The sequence below is a fragment of the Promicromonospora sp. NPDC050880 genome, assembly GCF_044456525.1.
GTDB lineage: Bacteria > Actinomycetota > Actinomycetes > Actinomycetales > Cellulomonadaceae > Promicromonospora.
Genome location: NZ_JBITFV010000006.1, coordinates 109326 through 127708, shown reverse-complemented (window position 1 = coordinate 127708; position 18383 = coordinate 109326). Strand labels below are relative to the sequence as shown.

Annotated in this window: 15 protein-coding genes; 6 read left to right on the top strand and 9 right to left on the bottom strand. The window is 72.9% G+C overall.

Features of this window, described 5'->3' with window-relative positions:
• Window positions 1–30: 30 nt before the first annotated feature.
• The gene (locus ACIBBF_RS12890; RefSeq protein WP_397413647.1) at window positions 31–921 is read left to right on the top strand and encodes a hypothetical protein; all 891 of its coding nucleotides are present in this window, start codon (window positions 31–33) and stop codon (window positions 919–921) included.
• A gap of 31 nt (window positions 922–952) precedes the next feature.
• Window positions 953–1699, top strand: coding sequence for a metallophosphoesterase family protein (locus ACIBBF_RS12885; RefSeq protein WP_397413644.1), 747 nt, complete (start codon window positions 953–955; stop codon window positions 1697–1699).
• On the opposite strand, the gene ACIBBF_RS12880 is transcribed toward ACIBBF_RS12885, so the two are convergent.
• Window positions 1700–2470: a class I SAM-dependent methyltransferase gene (locus tag ACIBBF_RS12880; RefSeq protein ID WP_397413642.1), complete on the bottom strand. Its 771-nt coding sequence runs from the start codon at window positions 2468–2470 to the stop codon at window positions 1700–1702.
• Between the two features lie 253 nt (window positions 2471–2723).
• On the opposite strand from ACIBBF_RS12880, the gene ACIBBF_RS12875 reads away from it, so the two are divergent.
• Window positions 2724–2954, top strand: coding sequence for an excisionase family DNA-binding protein (locus ACIBBF_RS12875; RefSeq protein WP_397413640.1), 231 nt, complete (start codon window positions 2724–2726; stop codon window positions 2952–2954).
• 160 nt (window positions 2955–3114) lie between these two features.
• Here ACIBBF_RS12875 and ACIBBF_RS12870 read toward each other — a convergent pair whose 3' ends face one another.
• On the bottom strand, window positions 3115–3747 hold the full coding sequence (locus ACIBBF_RS12870; protein ID WP_397413638.1) for a metallophosphoesterase: 633 nt from the start codon (window positions 3745–3747) through the stop codon (window positions 3115–3117).
• A gap of 83 nt (window positions 3748–3830) precedes the next feature.
• Between ACIBBF_RS12870 and ACIBBF_RS12865 the strand changes: the two genes are divergently transcribed.
• Window positions 3831–5243 (top strand): PLP-dependent aminotransferase family protein, encoded by a 1413-nt coding sequence (locus tag ACIBBF_RS12865; RefSeq protein ID WP_397413635.1) that lies wholly within the window; start codon window positions 3831–3833, stop codon window positions 5241–5243.
• On the opposite strand, the gene ACIBBF_RS12860 is transcribed toward ACIBBF_RS12865, so the two are convergent.
• The 7 genes from ACIBBF_RS12860 to ACIBBF_RS12830 form a co-directional block, all read right to left on the bottom strand.
• Window positions 5188–6486, bottom strand: a complete 1299-nt coding sequence (locus ACIBBF_RS12860; protein ID WP_397413633.1) for an APC family permease — start codon at window positions 6484–6486, stop codon at window positions 5188–5190. The genes ACIBBF_RS12865 and ACIBBF_RS12860 overlap by 56 nt on opposite strands.
• Window positions 6487–6495: 9 nt before the next feature.
• Window positions 6496–8331, bottom strand: coding sequence for a potassium channel family protein (locus ACIBBF_RS12855; protein WP_397413630.1), 1836 nt, complete (start codon window positions 8329–8331; stop codon window positions 6496–6498).
• Between the two features lie 68 nt (window positions 8332–8399).
• Window positions 8400–10523 (bottom strand): 3-hydroxyacyl-CoA dehydrogenase NAD-binding domain-containing protein, encoded by a 2124-nt coding sequence (locus tag ACIBBF_RS12850; protein ID WP_397413627.1) that lies wholly within the window; start codon window positions 10521–10523, stop codon window positions 8400–8402.
• Window positions 10524–10525: 2 nt separating this feature from the next.
• Window positions 10526–11776 (bottom strand): thiolase family protein, encoded by a 1251-nt coding sequence (locus ACIBBF_RS12845; RefSeq protein ID WP_397413625.1) that lies wholly within the window; start codon window positions 11774–11776, stop codon window positions 10526–10528.
• 569 nt (window positions 11777–12345) lie between these two features.
• Window positions 12346–13398: a lipid II:glycine glycyltransferase FemX gene (locus ACIBBF_RS12840; protein WP_397413623.1), complete on the bottom strand. Its 1053-nt coding sequence runs from the start codon at window positions 13396–13398 to the stop codon at window positions 12346–12348.
• A gap of 33 nt (window positions 13399–13431) precedes the next feature.
• Complete coding sequence (locus ACIBBF_RS12835) at window positions 13432–14757, bottom strand: HRDC domain-containing protein (RefSeq protein ID WP_397413621.1); 1326 nt, start codon at window positions 14755–14757, stop codon at window positions 13432–13434.
• Window positions 14754–15413: a DUF3000 domain-containing protein gene (locus tag ACIBBF_RS12830; protein ID WP_397413619.1), complete on the bottom strand. Its 660-nt coding sequence runs from the start codon at window positions 15411–15413 to the stop codon at window positions 14754–14756. Before ACIBBF_RS12830 ends, ACIBBF_RS12835 begins: the two co-directional genes overlap by 4 nt.
• A 164-nt stretch (window positions 15414–15577) precedes the next feature.
• Here ACIBBF_RS12830 and gndA point away from each other — a divergent pair, with 164 nt between their 5' ends.
• Together gndA and ACIBBF_RS12820 are read left to right on the top strand one after the other, a co-directional pair.
• Complete coding sequence (gndA, locus tag ACIBBF_RS12825; RefSeq protein WP_397413617.1) at window positions 15578–17014, top strand: NADP-dependent phosphogluconate dehydrogenase; 1437 nt, start codon at window positions 15578–15580, stop codon at window positions 17012–17014.
• Complete coding sequence (locus tag ACIBBF_RS12820) at window positions 17011–18312, top strand: carboxylate--amine ligase (protein ID WP_397413614.1); 1302 nt, start codon at window positions 17011–17013, stop codon at window positions 18310–18312. Before gndA ends, ACIBBF_RS12820 begins: the two co-directional genes overlap by 4 nt.
• Window positions 18313–18383 lie beyond the last annotated feature (71 nt).

Below are 18383 nucleotides of genomic sequence, written 5' to 3'. Positions count from 1 at the left end.
AAACCAGGTCGTTGTGCGCAGGTCCTGGGGGTGGTCCACGTGCAGGGCTGGGCAAGGGGAAGTCTGCTGGTCGTCGCGCTGGGAGCGGTGTCGAACCTGGCTCTCACGTTCGTTCCCGACCTGATGCCACCCAGCGTGACGGTGCCGATCGTCTGGTGTACGGCCGTCGCCACGGTGGTCATCGCCGTGCTCTACCTCGTCGAGCAGGTCTACGTCGCGCGGCACCGGCTCGAGCGGGAGGCGGAGCTCGAACGGGCCCGCCTGCTCGAGGAGCTGCGGCAGTACCGTGGCATCGAGTGGGTGAGCGCCGACCGTGAGCATCGCAACGCCTCGCTGGGAATCTGGAAGTCGGCGCGGCGGCAGGTCGTCGTGTTCGGGTTCGGCATGACGAGCGTGGCGCGCGATCCCGACCTGATCTGGGCGATGGCCAACCGTGGCGTGGACGTGGACGTGGTCAAGGTGGATCCGGTGTGGCTGGTCGACCATCCGGCGATCGCGGCGACCATCGACGGGTACTACGACCGCGACGGTGCCTTCATCGGGCAGGTGGTGCGGGCGCACGGCCGGCTCCTCGCGCTCGCCGAGGAGATCAACGCGGCCGGACGTGGTCAGCTCAACATCCACACCTACCAGACCACCGTCCAGTACAGCGGCTCCATCCGGGATCCGGGGACGCCGGAGGCGTCCGGCTACGTCGAGTTCCACCTCTATCGCAAGTCGATCGAACGGCTCGGCATCGGGCTGGCGCAGTACGACGGCGGCGACGAGCTGAACCCGCCGATCCTGCAGCACGTGCTGCACTCGCTCTCGCTGGCCGTGGGGCACCCGGTGCCGGCCGAGCGGACGGCGCCCGCGCTCGGCCCGGGCGGCGAACGGCGCGTCCTGGGCGTGGAGCACCTCCGGCCGGAGACGGGTGGGTGAGGCAGGGCTGGGGTGTGGGACGATCCGGAGTGTGCCTCTGGAGAGAATTGCCCTGATCAGCGACGCGCACGGCAACCTCACGGCCCTGGACGCGGTGCTCGACGACATCGCGTCGCGTGGGATCGACCGGATCATCAACCTCGGTGACTTCGTGGGCAAGGGGCCCCGGGGCAGCGAGGTCGTCGACCGGTGCGACAAGGTCTGTGACGTGAACATCAGGGGCAACTGGGACGACCACCTGCCCGTCTGGGACGACGAGTCCGCCGCGGAGATGATCTGGTGGCGCGACGAGCTCCGTGCGGATCAGCGCGAGTGGCTGACAGCGCTGCCGCTCAGCCACGACCTGCTGATCAGCGGGCGTCAGATCCGGCTGTTCCACGCGTCGGCGGTCAGTCCGCACGTCCGGGTGCGGGCGCGCCACACGCCGGAGGAGTTCGACGGCATGTTCGCCAACACCCCGATGACGGGCGAGGGTCCTGCGCCGTCCGTCGTGGGGTACGGCGACATCCACGACGCGTTCGTCAAGGTGGACCACGGCCGGACCCTCTTCAACGTGGGGAGCGTGGGTAATCCGCTGGACGAGCCGGTGCCGAGCTACGCGATCCTGGAGGGCGTGGTCGACGACCCCGCCCCGGCGCCCTTCGGGCTCCAGCTCGTTCGTGTGCCGTACGACGTCGAGGCGGAGATCGACGCGGCCACACGGTTGGGCATGCCCGCCCTGCGGCCCTACGCGGTCGAGCTCCGCACGGCCGTCTACCGCGGCCTGCAGCAGGCCTGATCAGGACGGGCGGGCGACGGCGACGTCGATCCAGACCTTGCCGGTGTCCTCCGGGTCGCCGACCACCCACGGTCGCACGGAGGTCTTCGCGCCGTAGACATCACGGGCCGCCTGGCCCACGAGCCACACGAAGGTCTCGAGCTCGTAGCGGTTCCGCCAGCGCACGGTGGTCCGGCCGTCGGCACCCGTCTTGCTCTCGAAGCCCCGGTGGCCCGCGGCGGCGACCGTCGTCGAGATGAGCGCGGTCCCGCCCGGGGCCACATGGGCGAGCACCTTGTGCACGGCCTCCTCGTCGCTCTCGGGCGGGAAGAGGTGGACGAAGGCGGTGGCGAGCACGAGGTCGAACACCGCCCCGTCGAGCCGGGTCTCCCGGCCGTCCTCGTCGACGTACCGGCCCGCCAGGAACTCTCCGTGCAGCAGGCGAGGGCGGCGGGGCTGGGTCGGGTCGGCGCAGAGCTCCCGGGCGGCGGCGATCATCTGCGCCGAGAAGTCCACGCCGGTGACGGTGTACCCGAGGGCGGACAGCACTCGGGAGTGGGTCCCGTCGGCGCAGCCGATGTCCAGCGCCGTGGGCTGCTCGGCACCCGTCACTCGCGGGAGCCGTTGAGTGAGCCATTTCTTGGCGTTCTCCTGGCGGGAGAGCGTTGTTGCCCGGTACGTCCCCGCGAGCGCGTCGTAAGCGTTCCGATTGATGTCAAGAATCGCCTGGAGCTGCGAGGGCGTGGTGCTGATCGCGGGAATCTCGTCGAGCACTACGGGCGGAGCGCCCATCCATCCCCCTCGTGCGCGGTGGATCGTTTCGATCCGCCAGTCGGCAGGAAAACTGGCAGGAGGTCCACCGCGGCTCACGGCGGAACGCCGCCATCGTGCCACATCCGGAGCGTCGTCGCGTCCACTCGTCGCGGTCCGCGGGGGACCAATTACCGAACAATGCGACCGGGCGGAGAAAAGAATCATCATCGAATATGGAAACTCGCACCGATTCGACTGGACTCCAGCCGCTCGAAGGCGCAAGACTTGTCGTGTGAACGAAATCACATTGGAAGCCGAAGCCAACAGGACCCGTCAGGACCTCACCACGCTCGAAGCCGCGCGGCTGCTGGGCGTGTCGAAGCTCCACGTCATCGACCTGCTCGAAGCGGGTGAGATCGACTACCACATGGTCGGTACGGACCTCCGGTTCAACGCCGCGGAGATCGCGTCCTACAAGTCGGACCGTGAGCACCGCGACGCGGAGACCCTCGTATCGGCATGACCCCCGCGCGGCGGCCGGCGCCCTGGCGCTTCCGCTGACGCAGTGCGTGGGCCTCGCGTACCTGCGACGCCACGCACACTGACGCCTGAGCGCACGTTCGTCACCTTCAGAACGTGCGCTCTTGTCATGTCCGGCCGCCATGACCCGGACCAGGCCAGGGTCAGGCCCAGGCCACCGGGGCCAGCTCCTGCGGGCCGTCGGCGATCAGCGCTGCCACGGTCGCGGCAGGTACAGGTCGCCCGCCCCACGCGTCGACGCCGACGTTGATCTGCCGCCCCCGCTGGCGCCACGTGTCGTGCACGTGCCCGTGCACCACCCAGCCGCCCCGGTCCGGGGGCCGGTGCTCGACGTACCGGTCCGCCCCGTGCGAGTCGCCCTCGTAGGGGAAGTGGGACAGCGTCACGTCCGGGACGCCGAGCGTCACCGGGTCCGGACGGTCGTGGATCTCGGCGAAACCCGCGGCCAGATAGCGCTCCCGGGCCGCCGTGCGCCGCAGGCTCCGTGCCTCCGGGTCGCCCTTGCGCAGGGAGGGGTCGCCCTCCCAGCAGCGGTCGTGATTTCCGGGGACCAGGATCTTGTGCCCCGCGAGCCGGCCGATCCACGTCAGTGACTCGTCGAGGGCGCCCAGGGCGACGTCGCCCAGCACCCAGACGGTGTCGTCCTCGGTGACCGTCTCGTTCCAGAGCTCGGCCAGGCGTGCGTTCATCGCGGGCACGCCGGCGAACGGGCGGTCGCAGAAACGGATGATGTTCAGGTGTCCGAAGTGCAGGTCGGACGTGTAATACGTGGTCATGTCGGTACGCATTCAACCGTGTCCGGGCCGCCGGGGGAACCCGGGACCTGAGCAGCGCGGCGGCCATGGGCGATGATCGGCGGATGGACCTCGCCGTCGATCTCAGCCACCGCACCGGGCGCACCGACGCCATCTACCGTGCGCTGCGCGGCGCCCTGACCACGGGCCGGGTCCCGGCGGGGGAGCGGCTGCCCTCGACGCGGGACCTCGCCCGCGACCTGGGTGTGTCCCGGGCGAGCGTGGCCACCGCGTACGAGCGGCTGGTCGCCGAGGGCTTCCTGGAGTCCCGGCCGGGCGCGGGAACCTACGCGACCGACGCGGCGAACGACGCGCCGTCCGCGCGCCGCCGGGGTACGGGCGCGCTGCGGCCGCGCGCCGGCTGGCACTGGAGCCCCCGGCCCACCAGCGCTGACGCGGCCGCACCCGACCACGACTTCCGCGTGGGCATCCCGGACGCGAGCCTCTTCCCCTTCGACACGTGGCGCCGGCTGCTGGCCGCCGAGTCCCGGGCGGGCGGTCCGGCGGCGGGGGCGTACGGCAGCCCCGCGGGCCTGCCCCGGTTCCGCGCGGCCGTCGCGCGGTACGTCTCGGGAGCCCGCGGCGTCCAGGCCGGCCCGGACGACGTCATCGCCACCACGGGCGCGCAGCAGGCGCTCGACCTGGTGGCCCGGGTGCTGCTCGAACCGGGCGACGTCGTGGCCGTCGAGGACCCCGGCTATCCCGAGGCCCGCGAGCTGTTCGCGCTGCACGGCGCGCGCGTGGTTCCCGTGCCGGTGGACGCCGAGGGACTGGTCGTCGACGAGGTCCCGGCGCGCGCCCGCCTGGTGTACACCACGCCCTCCCACCAGTTCCCGCTCGGGATGCCGCTGTCGCTCGCGCGGCGCCGGGCGCTGCTGGCGCATGCACGGCGCCACGGTACCGCCGTGGTCGAAGACGACTACGACAGCGAGTTCCGCCGCACCCGCCGCCCGCTGGAGCCGCTGCAGGCCCTCGACCGGGACGGCCGGGTGGTCTACGTGGGTACCTTCTCCAAGTCGCTGCTGCCCGGCCTGCGGGCCGGGTACCTCGTGGCCCCGCCGTCCCTGCGGGACGCCCTGCTCGCGGCCCGTCAGCTCACCGACGGCCACGGTGCCGTGCACGTGCAGGCCGCGCTCGCCCGCTTCCTCGACGACGGGCTGCTCGCGCGGCACGTCCGCAAGGCCTCGGCGCGGTATGCGGAGCGGCACGAGATCCTGCTGGACGCCCTCGCGGACCTGCCCGTCGCGCCGGTGCCGTCCGCCGCGGGCCTGCACGTGGCCGCCCACCTGCCGGAGGACGGCGGCGTGGACTCCCGGACCCTCGTGGCCCGGGCCCGACGGCGGTCCGTCGCGCTGGAGTCCCTCGCGACCTATGCGACCGGTCCGCACCGGGACGGGATCGTGCTCGGGATCGGGAACGCCGTCACGAGCTCGATCCGGCCAGGGATCCGGGTGCTGGCGAGCCTGCTGGATCCCTGAGGCCGGGTGCGCGCCGCGCCCGGCGCCGCCGCCAGGTGGTCCAGGCGAGCCCGCCCAGTGCCGCCACCACGGGGCCTGTCATGTGCGCGCCGGTCATGACGAGCAGCCCGAGCGCGGCGACCAGGGACACCGCCGCACACCACCACGCCACGCCCCAGCGGGGCAGCAGCCGCAGGGCGGCGGCCGCGCCCACCACGTAGAGCAGGGAGAACGTGGCCGTCGCCATGAGCAGGATCGCGTCGGTCGTCTGGTGCAGGGCCGCCAGCAGCGCCGTCGTGCCCAGGGCGACCACCGTGATGAGGGTCAGGGAGCGGCGCGGCGTGCGGCCCGGCCGGGCCGCGAGCCAGCCGGGCAGGGCGCCGTCCCGGGCGAGCGCCGCACCCATCCGACTGCCACCCGCGAAGTAGACGTTGATCGCGCCCACGGTCAGCAGCACCGCCACCACCGCGGTGACCGGCCGCGCCTGCTCACCGAACCCGAGCACGAGCAGGTCCGACAGCGGTGCGGGGCCCGGCGCCGGCCCGAGCACCGCGACCGTGGCGAACGCGACGCCGAGGTACAGCACACCGACCGCCGCCACCGCGATCGCCGTGGCACGGGGGATGTCGTGCGCCGGGCGCCGGTACTCCGCGGACAGCGAGCCCAGGATCTCCCACCCCGCGAAGGCCCACACCAGCAGCGCGGCCGCCGGGCCGACGGCGCCCCACCCGTGCGGCGCGAACGGCACCAGGTTGCCGGTCTGCGCGTGCGGCAGCGCCACGACGACGGCGACCGCGAGCAGCAGCGCCACCGATCCCGCGATGACGAGCTGCGCCGTGCCGGAGACGCGCAGGTCGAACCAGTTCATGACGGCGCACACCGCGATGATCGCGATCGTCGTGACCAGCGCGGTACCGGACCCGCCGCCGGTCGCGTCGGCGACGTAGGCGCCGGCGAAGCCCGCCGCGGCCGGAGCGCCCACGCCGATGGTCCCGTAGAAGGCCCAGCCGACCATGGTGGAGGCCCGCTCGCCGAACGCGAGCCGCGCGTACGTGGCCACCCCGCCGCCGTCGGGGTGGCGCGCGCCGAGGGCGGCGAACGTCGTGGCGAGCGGGACCGAGAGGAGCACGAGCCCGGCCCACGCCACGAGCGACGCGGGTCCGGCCACGCCCGCGGCGAGAGCCGGGAGCGAGATGACGCCGGTGCCGAGCATGGCACCGAGGGTGAGGGCCGCGCCCTGGGGCACGCTGAGACCGTTCTGCATGCCCCGAACCTATGCGGCAGGTGGACCGGTGAGCGGGCCGGTTCTGGTCCGGTCGTTCAGGCCGGTCGGGGCCGGTCGGGACCGGGCCGCCTCGCGCACGTGCTGGAGACCCGCGGTCGTCGCGATGACGAACACGCGGTCGTGCGGCTGGAGGTAGCGCCCCGCGGCCGGCTCGATCAGGTGGCCGCCGCCCCCGCTGTCGAACGAGAGCGTGCGCACCGCCAGCAGTCGGCTCGCCATGCCGCGCACGCGGGGACGTCCCGGGGCGCCGTCGTCGGGCCCGGCGTCGGTCTCCGGGACGTCGAGCTCCGTGGAGTGCTTGCCGACGAGCGTGCTGTGCTCGCCGACCTCGATCTCCGCGAGGACCAGCACCCGGTCGCGGTACGGGACGGTGGCCTTGACCTCCTGGCCGATCATCGCCGCGGCGAACCAGGGGGCGGCGAGGAACGACGAGCTCAGCCCGACGGAGTCCGGCACCTCCCGGCGGATGCGGCGGGACAGGTCACGGTCGTAGACGCGCAGCACGGTGCGCAGCGGCGGCGCGTCCGCCGGCCGGGGTACGGAACGCGCGGCGAACCCGATACCGATCGTGGTCGCGCCGCCGCTGGTCACCACGACGATCGCCTGCGCGGAGCCGACGTAGGCGCCGCGCAGGGTCGTGGACCGGCGGGCGTCGCCGATCACGACCGGCACGTCCCGGGCACGGGCGACGGCGATGCCGCGTGCCGACTCGTCGACGTCGACGGCGATCACGGGCACCCCGCGCCGATCCAGGGACCGCACGATGCGGGTGCCGAGGTCGCCCATCCCGACGACCACCACGTGGCCGGACATGGGGTGCAGCGGGGCGCCGGTGTCGAGCAGGCGCTGGGTGCGCACGACGCCGTCGACGACGACACCCGTGACCCAGGGGATCACGGCGACGCTGACGATCGTGAGCGCGACCTGCGTCGCCTTCACGACCGGGTGGGCGCCGTGGTCGGGGTCGCTGCCGGCCAGGGAGGGCAGCACCGCCTCGTACAGCGCCCCCGCCCACGAGGACCCGGTGGCGATCTTGATCGTCGTCGCCCCGACCAGCACCACGAGCGCCAGGACGCCGGCCGCGAGCAGCAGGTTGCGGCCCGAGGTGATCGCGAGCGAGCGGACGTACTCGCCGAACCGGCGGTGGCGGTGGGGGTCCACCTCGTCCTCGTCCGGCTCCAGCTCGGCCCTGACCTCCGGCATCACGTCCTCCGGGCCGGCGTCGGCCAGGAGCACCTTCGGGGTCAGCCCGGGCAGCTCGGCGGTGCTCGGCAGGGCCACGACCGCGTCGTCCTCGTCGGTGGCGAACAGGACCATCCGGGTCGGCAGGGACTCCTCCTCGTCCGACACGGTGACGAGCCGGCGGTGATCCACCGGCAACCGGATCTGTCGCCGGAGGGCGGCGGCGACGATCTCCGGCGCCGCGAACGCCGACGACGACAGGACGGTGCAGCGGTCACGCTCCAGGTGCCGGCCGAGCGACTCGTCGAAGATCCGGACCACGACGTGCAGCGCGGGCCACTTCTCGCGCAGCAGCAGTGCCAGGGCGACGTTGCCGCCGTCGTCCTGCTCCACGAGCGCCGCAGACGCGGCGCGGTCGGCCCCCGCCGTGGCCAGGGAGTCCTCGTCGACCCGCTCCACCTCGACGACCTCGACGGACGGCAGGTCCGCCATCTGCTGCGCGTACCGGGAGGCGCGGTCCGGCACCAGCACGGCCACCGTGCCCCGGAAGCGGGTGGACAGTGCACGGGTGAGGCGGAAGGCGAGGGGACCGTCCCCGACGACGACGTAGTGCGCTCTCGTGCCCGACATGGCGTCCGTCATGGGCGCGAGCGTAGCGGGACCCTCCGACACCGGGCTCAGCCGGTGCCGGAGGGTCCCCGAGCGGAGGCTCAGGCGGGCACGTTCGCCACGCCGTCGGGCAGGAACCGCCTGCCCAGCACCTTCTCGCTGTAGCCGGTGCGGTCCAGGTACGGCGTGATGCCGCCCGTGTGGAAGCCCCAGCCGGCGCCCAGGATCATGGCCAGGTCGATCTGCTGCGGGCCGGGCACGACGCCCTCGTCCAGCATCAGGCCGATCTCGGTCGTGAGGGCTGTGAGCACGGAGTCGAGCACGCCGTCCGCGTCGAGCACACCGGGCTCACCCGGCCGGGCGGGGCCGAAGTACTCCTGGATCGCCGGGTTCACCGGCTTCGGCAGGCCCTTCGCCGGGGCGTCCAGCACCACGCGCGTGCCGTCCTCGACGATCCGGGCCAGGCCCTGCGACGCCGGGATGCGGTCGCCCAGGTTCTCCCGCAGCGAGGTGAGCACGTGCTGCGCCACGGCGGGGCCGACCAGGTCGGTCAGCTCGAACGTGGGCATCGGGAAGCCGAGCGGGGCGAGCGCCCGGTCCGCGACCTCCACGGGGGTTCCGCCCTCGATCGCGTCCACGACCTGGCCCATCACGAGCAGCAGGAGGCGGTTGACGATGAAGCCGGGGCGGTCCGCCGAGCCGATGGCGGTCTTGCGCAGCTTCTTGGTGACGGCGAACGCCGTGGCGAGGGCCTCGTCGGACGTCTTGTCCGCCGTGATCACCTCGACCAGCGCCATCTGGGCCACCGGGTTGAAGAAGTGGATGCCGACCACGCGCTCCGGGTGCGCCAGGTCCGCCGCCATCTCGGTCACCGACAGGGCCGAGGTGTTCGTGGCCAGGATCGCCTCCGGGGAGATGATGCCCTCCAGCTCGGCGAACACCTTCTTCTTGAGCCCCATCACCTCGGTGACGGCCTCGATGACGAAGTCGCAGGAGGCGAACTCGCCGATGTCCGTGGTGCCGGACACCGAGGCGACGATGCGCGTGGCGGCCTCGGGCGACAGGCGCCCGCGGCCGGCAAGCTTCTCGGCGGTCTCCCGGACGAACGCCAGGCCCTTGTCCACGCGCTCCTGGTCCAGGTCGCGCATGACGACGGGGACGCCGAGACGCTGCGCGAACAGGAACGCCATCTGCGCGGCCATCAGGCCCGCGCCCACGACGCCGACCCGGGTGACCGGCCGCGCGAGCTTCGGGTCCGGTGCGCCCGCGGGCTTCTTGCCGGCACCCACGAGGTTGAACGCGTAGATGCTGGCGCGCATCTCGTCGGTCATGATCAGGTCCGCCAGGGCCTGGTCCTCCGCTGCGAACGCCTCCTCCTTGGTGGCGTTGCGGGCCGCGGCGATCAGTCCGAGGGCACGGTGCGGCGCGGGGCGCGACGCGCCGACCACGACGTCGAGCCGCTCCTTGGCCGCAGCGACGACGGCGTCCCACACGGGCTGCGGGTCGAGCTCGCGGCGCGGTACCTCGATCTCGCCGGTGACGACCTTCGCCGCCCAGCGGATGGACTGCTCCAGGAAGTCTGCGGCGTCGAACAGCTCGTCGACGAGGCCGATCGACAGGGCCTCGGCGGGCTTGAACGGCTTGTTCGCGGCCGGGCGGGTCAGGATGACCTCGATCGCCTTCTCGATCCCGACCAGGCGCGGCACGAGGTAGGCGCCGCCCCAGCCGGGCACCAGGCCGATGCCGGTCTCGGGCAGGCCGAGCGCCGCGGCGTCGGACGCGACGGTGCGGTAGTCGCAGTTGAGCGCGACCTCGAGGCCGCCGCCCAGGGCCAGGCCGTTCACGAACGCGAAGGTCGGCACGCCGGTCTCGGCGCGCAGGTCGCCGAGGATCGAGTACGCGGCGTGACCCATGCGGCCCAGCTCGACGGCCTCGTCGTGGCCGTGCACCGACGTGATGCCCTTGAGGTCGGCGCCCGCGGCGACGAAGTAGGGCTTGCCGGTCACGCCCACCGCGGCGATCTCGCCGGCCTCGGCGCGGGCTCGGACACCCTCCAGGGCGGTCCTGAGCTCGGCGATGCCGGCCGGGCCGAGCGTGTTCGGCTTGGTGTGGTCCAGGCCGTTGTCGAGCGTGACCAGGGCGAGCACACCGGCGCCGCCGGGGAGCTGGACGTCCCGGACGAGGGAGTGGGTGACGCGCTCGGTGAAGGCGGGGTTCTCGGTCACGGTCAGTTCTCCTCGTCCGTGTGGCCGGAGTAGTCGGCGTGGTGCGGGTTCTCCCAGATGACGCTGCCGCCCTGGCCCAGGCCCACGCACATGGCGGTCAGGCCGTAGCGGACCTCGGGGTGCTGCTCGAACTGCCTGGCGAGCTGCGTCATGAGGCGCACGCCCGAGCTGGCCAGCGGGTGGCCCATGGCGATCGCGCCGCCGTAGGGGTTCACGCGCGGGTCGTCGTCGGCGATGCCGTAGTGGTCCAGGAAGGAGAGCACCTGCACGGCGAAGGCCTCGTTCAGCTCGAACAGGCCGATGTCGTCGATGGTCAGGCCGGCGGCCTTGAGCGCCTTGTCCGTGGAGGGCACCGGGCCGTAGCCCATGATCTCCGGCGGCACGCCGGCGAACCCGTAGGACACCAGCCGCATCTTCGCCGGCAGGCCCAGCTCGGCCGCCGCGTCGCCCGAGGCGAGGATGGCGGCCGTGGCGCCGTCGGTCAGCGGGGACGACGTCGCGGGGGTGACGCGGCCGCCGGGGCGGAACGGCGTCTTGAGGCCCTGGATGGACTCGAACGTGGTCTCCGGGCGGGGCAGCTCGTCGGCCGTGGCCAGGCCCCAGCCGAGCTCGGACGAGCGGATCGCGACCGGGACCAGGTCGGGGTCGATGTTCCCGTTGGCCAGCGCCTTGGCGTACTTGGCCTGCGACTCGACGGCGAACCGGTCGGCGCGCTCCTTGGTGAGCTGCGGGAACTTGTCGTGCAGGTTCTCCGCGGTGACGCCCATGTTCAGCGCCTGCGGGTCCACGAGCTTCTCGGCCACGAACCGGGGGTTGACGTCGGCGTCGAAGCCCATCGGGTGGCGGCCCATGTGCTCCACGCCGCCCGCGATCACGACGTCGGCGGCGCCCATGGCGATGCCCGCGGCCGTGGTGGTGGCGGCCGTCATGGCGCCGGCGCACATGCGGTCGATGGCGTAGCCCGGAACGGACTGGGGGAGGCCGGCGAGCATGCCCACGGTGCGACCGAGCGTGAGCCCCTGGTCGCCCTGCTGCGTCGTGGCGGCGACGGCCACCTCGTCGATGCGCTCCGGCGGGAGCTCGGGGTGGCGGCGCAGCAGCTCGCGCACCACCTTCACGATCAGGTCGTCCGCACGCGTCTCGGCGTAGAGACCGTCCGGCTTGGCCTTGCCGAAGGGCGTGCGGGCGCCGTCGACGAAGACGACGTCGCGTACCGCCCGGCGGGTACGCGGTGTTTCCGGGGCTGCGGTCATCAGCTCCAACTCCTGGGGGTTTTCGGGACGGCGACGTCCGGTGAGCGACGCCGCTGGATCGAGATACACGCTACCGCGAGTACCGGTAAAAAGCACGCACGATCTGAGACCCAGTTCGGGGCGGCTGAAACGGAGTCTCCGGGGAGGGTGCGACACCGAGCCGCGAGCTCGGTCGGTTGCACCGGGCGCCGCGACGACATCGGTCGCTTGTCTTGAGATCGGCCGGTTGAGTGACCGATCTCAAGGCAAGCGACCGAAGTTAGCGCGGGGTGGGGTCATGTGACCGAAGCCGGCGCGGGGTCGGGAGCGAGCGACCGAAGTCAAGTGAGGAGCAAGTGACCGCAGTCAGGCGCGCGACGGCGGGGTGCAAATGACCGAACTTAGGCGCGCGACGGCGAGGCGAGTGACCGAAGTCAGGTACACGGCGGGGCGCGAGTGACCGAAGTCAGGTACACGGCGGGGCGCGAGTGACCGAAGTCAGGTACACGGCGGGGCGCGAGTGACCGAAGTCAGGCGCACAGCGCCGAGCGAGTGACCGAGGTCAAGCGCGGGCGCGCCGCGCCGAGCGGTCAGCCGCGGCGGAGCTTGCGGACCACCTTCTTGGCCGTCGGCAGGGCCGTGTTCCAGGTGTTGTACCAGCGCGAGAACGCGACGTCGATCGAGCCCACCAGCTCGTCGGTGTGCTTGGCGAAGCTCTTCTTGTAGTCGCTGATGCCGTCGTTGAGCAGGCCGTTCATGTCGTACCGCACGAGACCCTGCTCCTGGGCGATCTCGATGGTGCGCCAGTAGGTGGGCGCCGTGGCGGTGGCCTTGCGGCCCGCGTCGTTGCCGCCGCCGTACAGCAGGAACGACGTGCTGGCCGAGTTGGCGCACCACGCGAAGGTCGCCGGTGCGTCGTCGATGTAGGTGGCCACCAGCACCGACCGCTCGCCGAGCTCCCGGTGGATGTCGAGGTAGTACTTGTCGTGGTGGATGGCGAACCCGGCGCGCTCGGCCGTCTCCTTGTAGACGTCGAGCACGCGCAGCACCTCCGCCTCCTCGGTCACCCGGCGGATGTCGAGGCCCGCCCGCGCGCCCTTGCGGATCTCGTACCGCGTGGACTTGCGCATGTCCGCCATCAGCTCGTCCTTGGACCGCGTGAGGTCCAGGATGAGCGTGCTCGGGATCATGATCTGGTTGGGCGCGTACCGCCGCCCGGCCAGGTCGAGCTGCGTGCCCGCGGGCCAGTCCGGCTCGATCGTGATGCCCACGCCGCCCACGTTCTCCCGGGCCCACTGGACCACGGTGTTGGTCACGGCGTTGCGGGTCGCGGTGTCACCCACGCCGAACACGGCCTGCGCCGTCTCGCCGTCGTGGTGCGCCACCACGGGGCCGCGCGGCACGTACGACAGCGCCCGGAACTGGGCCGGCAGCGGGCGCACCAGAAGCTGCGCGAGGCCGACCGTCGTGCCGTCCTCCGTCACGCGCAACCGGTGCGCGCGCCAGTTCCCGGCTGCCTTGACCTCACCCCAGCCCCAGAGCTGGAGCGGGTGCCCGCCCAGGGCGAGGACCTCACGGTCCCAGGTCGCAGGTTCGGTGACGACGTCGACGGCGAGCGTGATGGGCTCCGACAGGGCTGGCATGGGGACGACTCTACTGGGGTACGGGCCGGGCTCTCACACCTGGTCAGCAGCTGAGTCGGCAGCTGAGTCAGTAGCCGAGCCAGCAGCACGGGCCGGTGCCCGCCCGGCGGCCGCGTCGGCGAACGCCCGCTCCAGGCCCTCGGCGAGCAGGCCGACCTGCCACTCGCGCGCCCCGCGACCGCGCAGGAACTCCGCGATCCCCGCCGCGTCGGCGCCGGCCGGCGGTGTCCAGCACAGGCGGCGCAGCGCATCGGGCTGCAGCAGGTTCTCCACCGGCACGTTGTGCTCGGCGGACAGCCCGGTCACGAGCTCGCGCGCGGACGCCAGGCGCCGGGCCGCCGCCGGGTCCCGGTCGCCCCAGGTGCGAGGCGGCGGGGGACCGTCGGACCGGGGGCCACGGACCGTGGGCAGCTCGGCGTCGGGCAGGGCCCGCGCCTCGTCGATCGCGCGCTGCCAGTAGGCCGCCCGACGCTTGGTGCCCTTGCCCCCGAACTCTTGCAGGGCCACGAGCTGACCCGCCGTGCGCGGCATGGCCTTGGCCGCCGCGACGATCGCCCGGTCCGGCAGCACCCGGCCCGGCGAGACGTCCCGTGCCCGGGCGCTCGCGTCGCGGGCCAGCCAGAGCGCCCGCACGGCTGCGACCTGCCGGGGGTTGCGCAGCACGTGCATGCCGGACGTACGCCGCCACGGGTCCACGCGAGGTGCCGGCGGGGGAGCGGTCCGCACGGCCTCGAACTCCTGGGCCGCCCACTCGGCCTTGCCCGCGGCCTCCAGCCGTTCGGCGAGGCGGTCCCGGAGCTCGACCAGCACCTCGACGTCGAGCGCGGCGTACCGCAGCCAGTCCTCGGGCAGCGGGCGGGTGGACCAGTCGACTGCCGAGTGCTCCTTGGCGAGTCCGAGGCCCAGCACCTCGGCCACGACGGCGGCCAGCCCCACCCGCTCCATGCCCAGCAGGCGCGCGGCGAGCTCGGTGTCGAAGATCCGGGCGGGGCGCAGGCCGTGCGCGGCGAACCCGGGCAGGTCCTGCGAGGCGGCGTGCAGCACGAACTCGGCGTCGCCCACGGCCTCGCCCAGGGCGGAGAGGTCCGGCACGCCGACCGGGTCGATCAGTGCCGTGCCCGCGCCCGCGCGGCGGAGCTGGACCAGGTAGGTGGCCTGGCCGTACCGGTACCCGGAGGCGCGCTCGGCGTCGCCGGCGACCGGTCCGGTCCCTGCGGCGAAGGCCTCGACGACCCGCGCGAACACGGCCTCGGTCGCGACGACGTCGGGCAGCCCGTCGGCGGGCTCGGTCAGCGGGGTGACGGGTGGCGGCACGGGCGTCGATGTCTCCGCAGGGACTCCTCGCTCCGTGGTGGTCATGGGCCTACCGTATGGCGTTGCCTGGAAGGGCCGGTAAAACGCCTGGTGAGAGCCGCGACGCCGTCCGGCAGCGGGGGCACTCCCGCCGCCATGGCGAGCAGGGCCGCCCACGCACGCAGGTGCGTGCCGAGCCCGGTGTCGACCGGTGTCCACGACGCGCGGATCTCCAGGTCCACCGCGTCCGGCGTCCCGTCGAGCGCGCCGTAGCTCTGGGACAGCACGCGGGTGACGGTGCCACCCTCGGCGACGGTTCCCGTGCCGGGCTCCAGGCCCGCGGCCTGGAGGCACTCGCCCACCCAGGACCAGGCGACGTCGGCCAGCAGCGGGTCCGCCGCCATCTCCGGCTCCAGGGTGGCGCGCACCATGGTCACCACGCGGAAGGTGCCGTGCCAGGCCTCCTGGCCCGCCGGGTCGTGCAGCACCACGAAGCGGCCGGTGGCCAGGGGTTCGTCGTCGTGGTCGTGGTCGTCCGCCCCGGCCGGGCCGGCCGGCGGGCCGGGCAGCACGTCGCCCGCCAGGGCCACGCTGAACGGCGCCACCCGGCGTGGCGCCGGGATCTCCGTGAGGCGCACCTCGGTACGCAGCGCCTGACGCCGCAGGTCGGCGAGGGCTGCTGCGAAGTCGACGGGAACGCCGGTGGGCGGGCCGCTGGTCACCACTTCACCGTACGTCCACCTGACGTCCACCGGGTGGAGGCGCGCGGCTGTCTCCGGATCGTGACCTGCGTCGCCGTCCGTTCCCGGGCACTACTAGGCTGACGGAGGGGCACGGCGCGCCGCGCGTGGGCCGGCCCGGTTCCCACTGGAGAAGGAGCAAGAACGTGTCAGGCACAGCACAGATCGGCGTCACCGGGCTGGCGGTGATGGGGCGCAACCTCGCGCGGAACTTCGCACGGCACGGCTACACGGTGGCGGTCCACAACCGCTCCTACGCCAAGACCGAGTCGCTGGTGGCGGAGCACGGCGACGAGGGCACCTTCGTGCCCAGCGAGTCGATGGCCGACTTCGTCGCGTCGCTCGAGCGGCCGCGCAAGGTGGTCATCATGGTCAAGGCGGGCGGTCCGACGGACGCCGTCATCGACGAGCTCGTGCCCCTGCTGGAGGAGGGCGACATCGTCGTCGACGCCGGCAACGCGCACTTCCCGGACACGATCCGGCGCGAGGCGGCGCTCAAGGAGCACGGTCTGCACTTCGTGGGCACCGGTGTGTCCGGCGGCGAGGAGGGCGCGCTGAACGGCCCGTCCATCATGCCGGGCGGTACGCGCGAGGCGTACGAGTCCCTGGGCCCGATCCTGGAGGACATCTCCGCGAAGGTGGACGGCGTGCCCTGCGCCACCTACGTGGGCTCCGACGGCGCCGGGCACTTCGTCAAGATGGTGCACAACGGCATCGAGTACGCCGACATGCAGCTCATCGCCGAGGCGTACGACCTGCTGCGCCAGGGGCTGGGTGCCTCCGCGGCGGAGATCGGCGAGATCTTCGCGCAGTGGAACACGGGTGACCTCGAGTCGTTCCTCATCGAGATCACGGCGGACGTCCTCAAGCACACCGACGCGGACACCGGCAAGGCCTTCGTGGACATCATCCTCGACCAGGCCGAGCAGAAGGGCACCGGCCGCTGGACCGTGCAGAACGGTCTCGACCTCGGCGTGCCGATCACGGGGATCGCGGAGGCGACGTTCGCCCGCGCCCTGTCCGGCTCGGTGCCGCAGCGCGAGGCGGCGCGTGCCGCCCTGCCCGCGCACGCGCAGGCGTGGGAGGTCAAGGACCGCGACGCGTTCATCGAGGACGTGCGCCAGGCCCTGTACGCCTCCAAGGTGGTCGCCTACTCGCAGGGCTTCGACCAGATCGCCGCGGCCGCCGCGGAGTACGGCTGGGACATCGACCGGGGCGCCATGGCCCGGATCTGGCGCGGCGGCTGCATCATCCGCGCCCGGTTCCTGAACCGCATCACCGAGGCGTACGAGCGGGACGCGGACCTGCCGCTGCTGCTCGCCGACCCGTACTTCACCGACGCCGTCGCGAGCGGCCTGCCGGCCTGGCGCCGCGTCGTCGCCGGTGCGGCACAGAACGGCGTGCCCACGCCCGCGTTCTCCTCGTCCCTGGCGTACTACGACGGCGTCCGCGCCGAGCGGCTGCCGGCCGCCCTGGTGCAGGCGCAGCGCGACTTCTTCGGGGCGCACACCTACAAGCGCGTCGACCGCGAGGGCACGTTCCACACCGAGTGGTCCGGCGACCGCACGGAGGCCGAGGCGTGAGGGGTCTCCCCGCGGAGCAGGGGCCGGTAGGCGGCGGGGAGCAGCCCGCGCCGGAGATGCTGGTGGTGGGTGTCGGCGGCGACGTCGGGATGTACGCCCTGGTGCGTGCGTTCCACGAGCAGTACCGCACCCGCGCCATCGTGCTGTCCAAGGTGGCCACGCGCGCCATGCAGGACTCGGCGATCGCCGAGAACGTGGTGGTGCCGGGCCTGGACGAGGTGGACGTGTTCCTGTCCACCCTGGAGGGCGTGGCGCAGCAGCACCGGGACAAGACGCTGGTGCTGCTGACGAACGCCGACTGGCACGTGCGGACCGTCATCCTGAACCGGGAGCGGCTGGAGGCGGCGGGCTACGTGCTGCCGTACCCGTCGCTCCCGGTCCTGGAGCAGGTGAGCAGCAAGGAGGGTTTCGCCGAGGTCTGCGACCAGCTCGGCATCCCGACGCCGCGCACCGTCGCCGTCGACGTCGCCAAGCTGGTGGCCGAGGGCGGCCGTGCCGCCGTACCCGCACTGGAGGTGGACCTCCAGTACCCGGTGGTCGGCAAGCCGTCCAACAGCGCCGAGTGGTACTACGTGGACTTCCCCGGCAAGGCGAAGATCCACCACATCGACTCCCGCGAGGAGCTCGACGTGATCCTGGGTCACCTGGCGGACGCGAGCTTCCCGGGCACGTTCCTGGTGCAGGAGTTCATCCCGGGCGACGAGACGCAGATGCGGTCCCTGACCGCCTACCGCGACACGTCGGGCGCGGTGACGATGCTCGCCACGGGCCGGGTGCTCCTGGAGGAGCACACGCCGGGCACGCTCGGCATCCCGGCGGCGATCCTCGTGGAGCCGTACGACGACGCCATGGACGCCGCCACGCGCTTCCTCGACGCGACCGGCTACGTGGGCTTCGCGAACTTCGACTACAAGCTGGACCCGCGCACGGGGCAGCACGTGTACTTCGAGGTGAACCCGCGCATCGGCCGGAACAACTACTACGTGACGGCCGGCGGGGCCAACGTGGCCCGCGTGCTCGTGGAGGACTGGGTGCTGCACCGCCCCATCCGCGCGGTGCGTGCCGTGCGCGAGGTGCTGTACACGGTGGTGCCGTTCGGGCTGCTGTCGAAGTACGTGCTGGACCCGGAGCTCAAGGCCCGGCTCAAGGCGCTCAAGGCGAGCGGCGACGTGGTCAACCCGCTGAAGTATGACGGCGACTCCGGCCTCAAGCGCCGGCTCATCGTCGAGGCGATCACGCAGAACTACCGCCGCAAGTACGCGCAGTACTACCCGGAGCCGACGTCCACGGGGTACTGACCCACCTGCCCGTCCCCGGACGTGGGGGGGGGGGGGGGGCGGGGGCGGGCGGGGGGGGGGGCGCGCCGGGG